The following is an 11,158-nucleotide window of genomic DNA, read 5'->3' as shown; positions in this document are numbered from 1 at the left end:
GGGGGCGGGCCCGTGGGGGCGGGCCCGGTTGTGCCGACGCGGCGCCTGCGTCCTGCGGGAAGTACGGGAAAGCGATTACCCGCGTTCAATCACGCACCGGATCCGTTCCGGACCCCCGTGCCCTCCGCGTGGAGGAATCGGCACACTCCCGGCGGAACCGGCCGCTCCGAGGGGGAACCGGACCCCCTGGGCGGGCCGGATTGACGAATCATGCATCCTCCTGCATACTCATGCATGTCAGCGAATGCACTGTAAGGAGAATCCCGTGACCGAGCGCGTCGTACTCGCCTATTCGGGCGGTCTGGACACCTCCGTCGCCATCGGCTGGATCGCCGAGGAGACGGGCGCCGAGGTCATCGCCGTTGCGGTCGACGTCGGCCAGGGCGGCGAGGACCTGGACGTCATCCGCAAGCGCGCGCTCGCCTGCGGTGCCGTCGAGGCCGAGGTCGCGGACGCCAAGGACGAATTCGCCGACGAGTACTGCCTCCCGGCGATCAAGGCCAACGCCCTCTACATGGACCGCTACCCGCTGGTCTCCGCGCTGTCCCGGCCGACGATCGTCAAGCACCTCGTCGCCGCCGCGCAGAAGCACGGCGCCACCACCGTCGCCCACGGCTGCACCGGCAAGGGCAACGACCAGGTCCGCTTCGAGGCCGGCATCGTCGCCCTCGCCCCCGACCTGAAGTGCATCGCCCCGGTCCGCGACTACGCCATGACCCGCGACAAGGCCATCGCCTTCTGCGAGGCCAAGGGCCTGCCGATCGCGACCACGAAGAAGTCGCCGTACTCCATCGACCAGAACGTGTTCGGGCGCGCCGTCGAGACCGGCTTCCTCGAGGACATCTGGAACGCGCCGATCGAGGACGTCTACGAGTACACGCAGAACCCCGCCGTGGCGCGCGAGCCCGACGAGGTCGTCATCACCTTCAAGGAGGGCGTGCCGGTCGCCATCGACGGCCGGCCCGTCACCGTCCTCCAGGCCATCCAGCAGCTCAACGAGCGCGCGGGCGCCCAGGGCGTCGGCCGGATCGACATGGTCGAGGACCGCCTCGTCGGCATCAAGTCCCGCGAGGTGTACGAGGCCCCCGGCGCCATCGCGCTGATCACGGCCCACCAGGAGCTGGAGAACGTCACCGTCGAGCGCGAACTCGCCCGCTACAAGCGGCAGGTCGAGCAGCGCTGGGGCGAACTGGTCTACGACGGCCAGTGGTTCTCCCCGCTCAAGCGCGCCCTGGACGGCTTCATCGACGAGGCCAACCAGCACGTCGACGGCGACGTCCGGATGACCCTGCACGGCGGACGGGCCGTGGTCACCGGCCGCCGCTCCGAGTCGTCGCTGTACGACTTCAACCTCGCCACCTACGACACCGGCGACACGTTCGACCAGGCGGCGGCCAAGGGCTTCATCGACATCTACAGCCTGTCGTCGAAGATCGCCGCCAAGCGCGACCTGGCCTGACCGTCCGGCCGGCGGCCCGCCCGGCCCGGACGGCCGGACCGGCTGACGAGCCGTCACGCACTACCCTGACACCGCCTCCTCACTCTCCCGCGCCCGAGTGAGGAGGCGGTGGCACATCCACGACCCGCCTGTCTTCGAGGAGCAACGCAAGTGAGCAGCAACAGCGGTGACGTACGGCTCTGGGGCGGCCGTTTCGCCGACGGTCCCGCCGAGGCCCTGGCCAAGCTGTCCGCGTCCGTCCACTTCGACTGGCGGCTCGCCCCCTACGACATCGCCGGTTCGCGGGCGCACGCGCGCGTGCTGCACGGAGCGGGCCTGCTCACCGAGGACGAACTCGCCCGCATGATCGAGGGCCTCGACCGGCTCGAGGCGGACGTCGCCGACGGTTCGTTCACCGGCACCATCGCAGACGAGGACGTGCACACCGCCCTGGAACGCGGCCTGCTGGAGCGGCTCGGTCCCGACCTCGGCGGCAAACTGCGCGCCGGGCGCTCCAGGAACGACCAGGTCGCGACCCTGTTCCGGATGTACCTGCGGGACCACGCCCGGACGATCGGCGGCCTGATCGCCGGTCTCCAGGACGCCCTCGTCGGCCTCGCCGAGGCCCACCCGGACGTGGCCATGCCCGGCCGCACCCACCTCCAGCACGCCCAGCCGGTGCTCTTCGCCCACCACGTCCTCGCCCACGTCCAGGCGCTGTCCCGGGACGCCGAGCGGCTGCGCCAGTGGGACGAGCGGACCGCGGTGTCGCCGTACGGCTCGGGAGCGCTGGCCGGCAGCAGCCTCGGCCTGGACCCCGAGGCGGTGGCCCGCGACCTCGGCTTCGAGCACGGCAGCGCGGCCAACTCCATCGACGGCACCGCCTCCAGGGACTTCGTCGCCGAGTTCGCCTTCATCACCGCGATGATCGGCGTGAACCTCTCCCGGATCGCCGAGGAGGTCATCATCTGGAACACGAAGGAGTTCTCCTTCGTGACCCTGCACGACGCCTTCTCCACAGGGTCGTCGATCATGCCGCAGAAGAAGAACCCGGACATCGCGGAACTGGCGCGCGGCAAGTCGGGCCGGCTGATCGGCAACCTGACCGGCCTGATGGCCACCCTCAAGGCCCTCCCGCTCGCGTACAACCGCGACCTCCAGGAGGACAAGGAGCCGGTCTTCGACTCCATCGACCAGCTGGAGGTCCTGCTGCCGGCCTTCACCGGGATGATGGCCACCCTCACCGTGCACCGCGAGCGCATGGAGGAACTGGCCCCGGCCGGATTCTCGCTGGCCACCGACATCGCCGAGTGGCTGGTCAAGCAGGGCGTGCCGTTCCGCGTCGCGCACGAGGTCGCCGGCGAGTGCGTCAAGGCCGCCGAGGCCGAGGGCAAGGAACTCGACGAACTGACCGACGAGCAGTTCGTGAAGATCTCCGCCCACCTCACCCCCGAGGTGCGCACCGTCCTCAACGTCCCCGGCGCCCTAGCCTCCCGCAACGGCCGCGGCGGCACGGCCCCGGACGCGGTCGCCGCACAGCTCGCCGAGGTCAGGGCGGACCTGGCCGCCCAGCACGCGTGGGCGGCCGCCAAGGGGTGAGGGAACGGGTGCCGCGGGGGCATCGCGGGTTACGTTGGTCCGGCAGCCTCGACGAGCCGACCGAACGGAACCCCGATGCCCTTCGCCGCCCTGGCTTCGGCCACCACCCCCACCCGCCGCATCGGCCTGGGACTCGCCGCGGTCGGCCGGCCCGGCTACATCAACCTGGGCCGGGACGAGGACCTCGGCGCCGACCGCGGCGTCGAGGCCCTGCGCACCCGCACCCACGACCTCCTCGACGCCGCCTACGCGCAGGGCGTCCGCTACTTCGACGCGGCCCGCTCGTACGGCCGGTCGGAGGAGTTCCTCGCCGACTGGCTGACGAAGCGGCCCGACGCCGACGACGTCGTCATCGGCAGCAAATGGGGCTACGCGTACACCGCGGACTGGTCCACCGACGCCGAGCGGCACGAGGTCAAGGACCACTCCCTCGCCGCCTACGAGCGCCAGCGCGCCGAGTCGGACGCACTGCTCGGGGACCGGCTCGACCTCTACCAGATCCACTCGGTGACCCCCGACAGCCCCGCCCTCACCGACAGGGACCTCCACGCCCGGCTCGCCGAGGCGGCGGCCCAGGGCCTGACCATCGGCTTCTCCACCAGCGGCCCGGCCCAGGCCGACGCCGTCCGCGCCGCGCTCGCCGTCACCGTCGACGGCGCACCCCTCTTCCGCACCGTCCAGTCCACGTACAACGCGCTGGAGACCTCCGCCGAGCCCGCGCTGGCCGAGGCCCACGACGCCGGGCTCACGGTGATCGTCAAGGAGGGCATGGCCAACGGGCGGCTGGCCGAGGCCCACGCCCCCGACGCGCTCAGGTCCGTCGCCGAGGAGACCGGCCTGGCGTGCGACGCCGTCGCCCTCGCGCTCGTCCTGCGCAAGCCCTGGGCGGACGTGGTCCTCTCCGGTGCCGCCACCGCCGTGCAGCTCGCCTCCAACCTGCACGCGGCCGTCGTCGACCTCGACGACGACCGGCTCGCCCGCCTCGCCGCGCTGCCCGAGGACCCGCACGCCTACTGGGAGCGGCGCGCACGGCTGCCCTGGCACTGAGGAACCCGCAGCCCACCGGAGATGTGAGACGTCACTGCTCCGCGTGAGACATCAATGTCTCATGTGGGGTACTGTCGTCTCATGGCTGTCGACCGTGATCATGTACTGCGCAGTGCCGCGGCCCTGCTGACCCGCAAGGCGACCGCGACCCTGGACGAGGTCGCCAAAGCCGCGGGCATCAGCCGCGCCACGCTGCACCGGCAGTTCGCCGGCCGTGACGCCCTCGTCCGGGCACTGGAGGAGTACGGCATCCAGGAGTGCGAGGCCGCCCTGCGCGCGGCCCGGCTCGAGGAGGGCCCGGCGAGCGACGCCCTGCGCCGGCTCGTGGCCGAGATCGAGCCGCACGCCGGTCTGCTGGCCTTCCTCCACACCGAGAACCAGCTGTTCGAGGGAGAGGACCTCAACGAGGGCTGGACCAGGATGGACGAGCGGCTCGGCGCACTCTTCCGGCGCGGCCAGGAGAACGGCGAGTTCCGTATCGACCTCACCCCCGCCTGGCTCACCGAGGCGAGCTACGGCCTGCTCGTCTCCGCCTCCTGGGCGGTGACCGACGGCCGGATGGCCCCCAACGACTTCACCCGCATGATCACCGAGCTGCTGCTCGGCGGCGTGCGGCGCCCGCACGACGCACCGGGGAGGACCCCCGCATGACCGGCATCCCGCACACGGAGGACCGCGGCGGACCGGTGAAGGGCCGGCCGGGCCGCTGGCCGGCGCTCGGCGTGCTGGTGCTCACCGTACTGCTGGTGGCCGTCGACGCGACCGTCCTCGGCCTCGCCACCCCGTACATCAGCGAGGACCTCGCGCCCACCGGCACCCAGCTGCTGTGGATCGGCGACATCTACTCCTTCGTGATCGCCGGCCTGCTCGTCTCCATGGGCAGCCTCGGCGACCGCATCGGCCGCAAACGCATCCTGCTGTACGGCGCCGCCGCCTTCGGCGCCGTCTCCGTGCTGAACGCCTACGCCACCACGCCCGAGACGATGATCCTCGCGCGTGCCCTGCTGGGCGCCGCCGGAGCCACCCTGATGCCGGCCACCCTCGCCCTGATCCGCAACCTCTTCCACGATCCGCGCGAACGCAGCCTCGCCGTCGGCATCTGGGGCGCGACCGCCTCCGCGGGCACCGCGGTCGGGCCGATCCTCGGCGGTTTCCTGCTGGAACACTTCTGGTGGGGCTCGGTCTTCCTGATCAACCTGCCGGTGATGGCGGTCCTGGTCCTGGTCGGCATCAGGCTGCTCCCCGAGTCGCGCAACCCCAGTCCCGGCCCCTGGGACCTGCCCGGCGTCCTCCTGTCCATGGTCGGCCTGGTCGGCGTCGTGTACGCGGTGAAGGACGCGGCGGCCCACGGCCCCGGCCTGTCGAGCCTGGCCGCGGCGCTGCTCGGCGCGGGCGCCCTGCACGGATTCGTCCGCCGCCAGCTCACCCTGCCGGCCCCGCTGCTGGACATGCGGCTGTTCCGCAACCGGGGCTTCAGCGGTGCCGTCCTGGCCGACCTGCTGACCATCTTCGGACTGGCCGGACTGGTGTTCTTCCTCTCCCAGTACCTGCAACTGGTCCAGGGAAGGCGCCCGCTGGAAGCCGGCCTGGCCGAACTGCCCGCCGCCATCGGCGCGGTGGCGGCGGGCCTGGTCGCGGGCCGAGCCGCCCGGCGCTTCTCGGTGCGGTCGGTGGTCTCCGGCGGACTGGCCGCCATAGGCCTCGCGCTGGCCGCGCTGACGACGCTCGGCCAGTCCACCGGCTACCCGCTGCTGGGCGCCGCGCTGCTGGTGGTCGGGGCCGGCGCGGGTTTCGCGTTCACCGTCACCGCCGACGTGATCCTCACCGCCGTGCCGGGGGAACAGGCGGGCGCGGCGTCCGCCGTGTCCGAGACGGCGTACGAACTCGGCGCCGCGCTCGGCATCGCCCTGCTCGGTTCGATCGTGACCGGTGTCTACCGGGACTTCACCGGCCCGGCGGGCACCCCGGCCGCGGCGCACGAGTCGCTCGGCGGCGCGGTGGCGGCGGCCTCGACGCTCCCCGCCCCCACGGCGCAGGCCGTGCTGGACGCCGCCCGGCAGTCCTTCGTCGACGGGCTGACGCTCGCGGCGGGCGTGGGCGCGGCCGTCCTCCTGGCCGCCGCGGCGGCGGCCTGGTTCCTGCTGCGCGGCCGGCGCCTGGAGGACGGGACCGGGGAGAGCACGGAGACCGCCGGGGACACCGCCGGGGCCGGGCGCCCGTAGGACCTGCCGGTCACCCGCGGGGCCCGCCCGGCGTCCGGCGGTCGCCCGGCCGGGCTCGCGCGGGACCCCGTCACGGGACCGCTTCGGGCCCGCTCCGCCGGACGGGCCTCAGGCCGCCTTCGCCTTGCTGGCGTACATGTCCACGTACTCCTGCCCGGACAGGCGCATGACCTCCGTCATCACCGAGTCGGTCACGGCCCGCAGGATGTAGCGGTCGCGGTCCATGCCCTCGTAGCGGGAGAACTCCATCGCCTCGCCGAAGCGGACCGTGACCCTGCCCGGCCGGGGCAGGCCCGCGCCGCCCGGCTGGAGCTTGTCGGTGCCGATCATGGCGAACGGGACGACGGGCGCGCCCGTCATCAGGGTGAGCCGTGCGATACCGGTCCGGCCCCGGTAGAGACGGCCGTCGGGGGAGCGGGTGCCCTCCGGGTAGATGCCGAAGACCTTGCCCTCGTCCAGCACCCGACGCCCCGTCATCAGCGCCGCGACCCCGCCCCGGCCGCCGTCGCGGTCGACCGGGATCATGCCGACGCCGGTGAAGAACCAGGCCATCAGCCGGCCCTTGAGCCCCTTGCCGGTGACGTACTCGTCCTTCCCGATGAAGAAGACCTGGCGGTCGCAGACCAGCGGCAGGACCATCGAGTCGATGAAGGTGAGGTGGTTGCCCGCCAGGATCACCGGACCGTCACCCGGAATGTGCTCCAGGCCCTCCACCCGTGGGCGGAACATCAGGCGCATGACCGGGCCGAGCACTGCCTTGATGAGTGCGAAGCGGGACAACGGGTCCTCCGGTGTCGGGAATGCGGTATGAGTCTGTGCAGGTGAGGACATTACTCGCGGCCCAGGGGGCGCCGCACGTCGGGTTCACCCGGGTATCGCACGGTGTCCACGCGTGCTCACCTGCGGTGACACGGCATCGGAGCCCGCGATCCGCGTGCCGGGATGTGAGGCATGTCGCGTCCGGGGAGCCGGCGCCGGCCGGGGCCCGGCCGCCGTCGGTCCGCAATCCGGGCACGGCCCGGAGGGAACCACGTGCGGCCCCCGGCCCGCGGAAGGCGCGCCGCCGGCCCTCCGATCCGTCGGGTACCCCGGCGCAGTGCCCCCGAACCCGACGGAATGTCAGACTTTCCGCCCCGTGCGCCCGTTCGGGTCGCAGTTCACCCGTGCGGCATCCCGTGTCCCCGTGTCACCCGCGTGTTCCGGCCACGGTCTCCCGTACGTCATGGACGCGCCCCTACGATCACCCCGCACTGACGGCCAACGGCAGGAGGGTCCCCATGGGAACGCAGGAGTCGGACGAGCGGACGGACACGACGGCGGCCGGTGGCACCGGACGGCGCGCGCTCCTGGGCGCGGCGGTGCTCGGCGCGGGCGGCGCGGTCCTCGGACTGGGCGGCACGGCGAGAGCCGCCGAGGCCCGGCCCGGCGCGTCCCGGCGCGGCGGCGGACGAGGGCTCGAGAGCCTGCCCGTCCCGACGGTCATCGGCCACCGGGGCGCCAGCGGATACCGGCCCGAGCACACCTTCGGCGCCTACGACCTGGCCCTCGACCTGGGCGCCGACATCGTCGAGGCCGGCGACCTGGTGCCCACCAGGGACGGCCACCTCGTCTGCCGGCACGAGCCGGAGATCGGCGGCACCACGGACGTCGCGGACCACCCCGAGTTCGCCGGCCGCGAGCGCACGAAGCTGCTCGACGGCGTCTCCGTCACCGGCTGGTTCACCGAGGACTTCACCCTCGCCGAACTCAAGCGGCTCCGCGCCGTCGAGCGCATCCCGGCCAACCGCCCGCACAACACCCTCTACGACGGCCGCTGGGGGATCCCCACCTTCGAGGAGGTGCTCCGCTGGCAGAACGAGCAGACCCGCAAGCGCGGCAAGCAGGTCTGGATCTACCCCGAGCTCAAGCACCCCACCTACTTCCGCAAGCTGGGCCTGGGCACCGAGGAACTCCTCGCCCGGCTGCTGCGCAAGCACGGCAAGGACAAGAGGAACTCGCCCGTCATCATCCAGTCCTTCGAGCCCACCAGCATCCGGCGGATGAGCCGGCTCGTCGGCAACCCGCTCGCCGTGCTGCTCTCCGGCGCGAACAGCCGCCCCTGGGACTTCGTGGAGAACGGCGACCCGCGCAAGGTGGCCGACCTCATCACCCCGAAGGGGCTCAAGGAGATCGCCTCCTACGCGCAGGGCATCGGCCCCACCCTGGACCTGGTCATCCCCAGGGACGCGGCCGGGAAGCTCACCGAGCCCACCACCCTGGTCCGTGACGCGCACCGGGCCGGCCTGATCCTGCACCCCTACACGATGCGCAACGAGAACCCCTTCCTGCCCGCGGACTTCCGCAGGGGCGGCGACCCCGACGCCTACGGCGACGTCTTCGGCGCCTTCCACGCCTACTTCGCCACCGGCATCGACGGCGTCTTCACCGACCACCCGGACACCGGTCTGCTGGCCCGCGAGGACTTCGTCAACGGCTGAGCCGCCCTGCCCCGGCCGGGGTGAATCCCGGCCGCCCCGGCAACCCCGCCGGGGCGGCCGGCGTCGTTGCGCACATGACGCACGACCTGGTCACCGCCCTCCGTCCCCTGCTCACCGCGGAGGCCTCCGCCGAGGCGTACGCGTCCGGCACCGAACCCGCCGACCTGGAACAGGCGGTCTGGCTGCGCCTGCTGGAGCGCCTCGACGCGCACGACCCGCCGCACGACCCGACGGCCTGGCTCCGCCGGGCCGTCCGCACCGAGGCCCGCCGCGCCCGCCGCACCGTCCGGCACGAGACGCCGTGGGCCGGCGACCCCGCCGCCACCGCCGCCACCGGCGGGGGCGACCCCGAACTCCTCGTGCTGGCCGCCGCCCGCCGCCGCGCCCTGCGGGACGCGGTGCGCCGGCTCCCCGGCCGCTGCCCCCGGCTGCTGGAGGCCCTGCTGTCCCCGCACGACCCGACATACCGGGACATTGCAAGGGAGTTGGGTATCTCACAGGGCAGTCTGGGGCCGGAACGCTCCAGATGTCTCGGTTGTCTGCGTCGTTTGCTCGCGCCGGAGGTTGCGTCCGGCTGAGGACGGGGATAGGAGTGGGGGACCACAGGTGATCAGGTGAGCGGGAGGCGTGCGCACATGGGCATGAGCGTGACCATCTCTGCGGCGACGGAGCAGGACGCCGAGCAGATCTTCAGGTTGCAGTACCTGTGCTTCCAGAGCGAGGCGGCGCTGTACGGGAACTACCGCATCGCCCCGCTCGTCCAGAGTCTGGACTCGGTCCGCGAGGAGGTCGCCGCCGACCTGGTCTTCGTCGCCCGGCTCGGCGACGAGATCGTCGGCTCGGTGCACGGCAGGAGCACCGAGGACGCCGCCGCGGCCATCGGCAAGCTCTGTGTCCACCCCCGTCTCCAGGGCCACGGCATCGGCGCCCGGCTGCTGCGCGCCGCCGAGTCCGCCCTCGCCGACGAGCGGGGCGCCAGGATGTTCCGCCTCCAGGCCGGCCACCGCAGCGAGAGCAACCTCCAGCTGTACAGCAAGGTCGGCTACCAGCGGGTCGGGACGTCCCGGGGCACGGACGGCGTGCCGATGATCGTCCTGGAGAAGACGGCGGACTCGTACGCGGCCACCGCCTGACGGGCCCGGCGCCGGACGGGGCGGCGGAGCCCCGCCACTCCGTCCGGCCGGAGCCCGTCCGTTACGCCGCGCGGGCCCTGCGCAGCCAGTACAGCGCGGTGAGGGGCAGCAGGACGGGGATGAACAGGTAGCCCATCCCGTAGTCCGACCACACGGTCGCGTCGGGGAAGGCGGACGGGTCCACCAGGGTCCAGGTGCCGACCGTCAGGACGCCCACCAGCTCGGCCGCGCAGCACACCAGCGCCGCCCTGCGGGCCCTCTCCCCGCCGCGGACCAGGGTGTACGTGATGAAGCCGTAGACCACCCCGGCGATCGCGGAGAGCGAGTAGGCGAGCGGTGCCCGGTCGAACTCGGTGGCGATCTGGTAGACGGAACGCGACACGGCGCCGACGACCATCACCCCGTACAGCCACACCAGCAGCAGTCCGGGCCCGCCGGCCAGCCGGGTCCCGTCCGGCCTCCGCCCCGGTTCCTGTTCCGTCACGGTCGTCTCAGCCCTTCCAGATGTCGTAGAGCCGCACCTCGAGCACGGCCAGCACGACACCGCTCGCGGCCACCGTGACGGAGCCCCACCGGGTGCGCTCGGCCAGCGACATGAAGCCCGCCGCGGGGACGCACGCGAACGAGCCCAGCAGATACGCCACGAAGATGACCGTCCCCTGCGCCGGCTCCTCGCCCCGGGCCAGCCACACGACCCCGACCACCAGCTGAACCAGTGTCAGCAGGGTGACCACGGCCATGCCGATGAAGTGCCAGTCCTTCGTCGGCTGGTCGCGGTAGGCGGCCCAGCCGCACCAGGCGGCGAGCAGCAGCGCGGCGACACCGGTCGCCAACGTCAGGGCATCAAGCATGGCAGCGACCCTATTACGCCCTGATCGCCCCACCGCGCCCGACCCCGCCGCGCACCCGTACACCCGCGCACGCGCGGCGGGGCCGGGCACGCGCACGGCCGCGCACCGGGGCACCGTAGGGTCGATGGCATGACCATCCATGCCCAGGCCCTCCTGTTCGACAACGACGGCACCCTCGTCTCCTCCCTCGAATCCGTGCAGCGCTGCTGGACCCGGTGGGCCGTGGAGTACGGGATCACGGCCGAGGAGTTCGGGCGGATCGAACTGCACGGCCGCCCCGCCGTTCGGCACGTCCTCCACCTCCAGGTCCTCGATCCGCGCGACGGCCTCGGGCACGATCCGGGCGGGCAGCAGGTCGGCGGCTATCTCGGCGGCGGGGCGGCCGTGCAGT

The 11,158-nt window shown here is 72.7% G+C and carries 11 protein-coding genes and 1 pseudogene; 9 read left to right on the top strand and 3 right to left on the bottom strand.

Annotated elements, in window-relative coordinates; translation table 11 throughout:
* Positions 1 to 265 precede the first annotated feature (265 nt).
* From AOK18_RS21060 to AOK18_RS21040, 5 genes are all read left to right on the top strand, one after another.
* A complete protein-coding gene (locus tag AOK18_RS21060; RefSeq protein ID WP_055695367.1) occupies positions 266 to 1,459 on the top strand; it encodes an argininosuccinate synthase in 1,194 nt (397 codons plus the stop codon).
* Between the two features lie 150 nt (positions 1,460 to 1,609).
* A complete protein-coding gene (gene argH / locus AOK18_RS21055) occupies positions 1,610 to 3,037 on the top strand; it encodes an argininosuccinate lyase (RefSeq protein WP_055695366.1) in 1,428 nt (475 codons plus the stop codon).
* Between the two features lie 75 nt (positions 3,038 to 3,112).
* On the top strand, positions 3,113 to 4,084 hold the full coding sequence (locus tag AOK18_RS21050; RefSeq protein ID WP_055695365.1) for an aldo/keto reductase: 972 nt from the start codon (positions 3,113 to 3,115) through the stop codon (positions 4,082 to 4,084).
* An 81-nt stretch (positions 4,085 to 4,165) separates the two neighbouring features.
* Positions 4,166 to 4,735: a TetR/AcrR family transcriptional regulator gene (locus AOK18_RS21045; RefSeq protein ID WP_055695364.1), complete on the top strand. Its 570-nt coding sequence runs from the start codon at positions 4,166 to 4,168 to the stop codon at positions 4,733 to 4,735.
* Complete coding sequence (locus tag AOK18_RS21040) at positions 4,732 to 6,306, top strand: MFS transporter (protein ID WP_055695363.1); 1,575 nt, start codon at positions 4,732 to 4,734, stop codon at positions 6,304 to 6,306. The genes AOK18_RS21045 and AOK18_RS21040 overlap by 4 nt, the downstream gene beginning before the upstream one ends.
* A 108-nt stretch (positions 6,307 to 6,414) precedes the next feature.
* Here the strand turns inward: AOK18_RS21040 and AOK18_RS21035 are convergent, their stop codons facing one another.
* Positions 6,415 to 7,086, bottom strand: coding sequence for a lysophospholipid acyltransferase family protein (locus tag AOK18_RS21035; RefSeq protein WP_055571964.1), 672 nt, complete (start codon positions 7,084 to 7,086; stop codon positions 6,415 to 6,417).
* Positions 7,087 to 7,583: 497 nt separating this feature from the next.
* On the opposite strand from AOK18_RS21035, the gene AOK18_RS21030 reads away from it, so the two are divergent.
* The 3 genes from AOK18_RS21030 (at position 7,584) to AOK18_RS21020 (ending at position 9,916) form a co-directional block, all read left to right on the top strand.
* Positions 7,584 to 8,783: a glycerophosphodiester phosphodiesterase gene (locus AOK18_RS21030; protein ID WP_055695362.1), complete on the top strand. Its 1,200-nt coding sequence runs from the start codon at positions 7,584 to 7,586 to the stop codon at positions 8,781 to 8,783.
* 74 nt (positions 8,784 to 8,857) lie between these two features.
* Positions 8,858 to 9,361 (top strand): RNA polymerase sigma factor, encoded by a 504-nt coding sequence (locus tag AOK18_RS21025; RefSeq protein WP_055695368.1) that lies wholly within the window; start codon positions 8,858 to 8,860, stop codon positions 9,359 to 9,361.
* Between the two features lie 57 nt (positions 9,362 to 9,418).
* Positions 9,419 to 9,916 (top strand): GNAT family N-acetyltransferase, encoded by a 498-nt coding sequence (locus tag AOK18_RS21020; RefSeq protein WP_055571966.1) that lies wholly within the window; start codon positions 9,419 to 9,421, stop codon positions 9,914 to 9,916.
* Between the two features lie 61 nt (positions 9,917 to 9,977).
* On the opposite strand, the gene AOK18_RS21015 is transcribed toward AOK18_RS21020, so the two are convergent.
* Both AOK18_RS21015 and AOK18_RS21010 read right to left on the bottom strand, forming a co-directional pair.
* Positions 9,978 to 10,400, bottom strand: a complete 423-nt coding sequence (locus AOK18_RS21015; RefSeq protein ID WP_055571967.1) for a hypothetical protein — start codon at positions 10,398 to 10,400, stop codon at positions 9,978 to 9,980.
* Positions 10,401 to 10,407: 7 nt separating this feature from the next.
* Entirely contained in the window at positions 10,408 to 10,767 is a 360-nt protein-coding gene (locus tag AOK18_RS21010; protein ID WP_055571968.1) for a hypothetical protein, read from the bottom strand.
* Between the two features lie 129 nt (positions 10,768 to 10,896).
* On the opposite strand from AOK18_RS21010, the pseudogene AOK18_RS34530 reads away from it, so the two are divergent.
* Positions 10,897 to 11,158, top strand: a pseudogene (locus AOK18_RS34530) (hypothetical protein); the annotation flags it as partial.

Origin of the sequence: Streptomyces prasinopilosus, assembly GCF_001419695.1 — a bacterium.
GTDB classification, from domain to species: Bacteria; Actinomycetota; Actinomycetes; order Streptomycetales; family Streptomycetaceae; genus Streptomyces; species Streptomyces prasinopilosus.
This window is presented reverse-complemented; position numbering and strand designations above follow the sequence as displayed.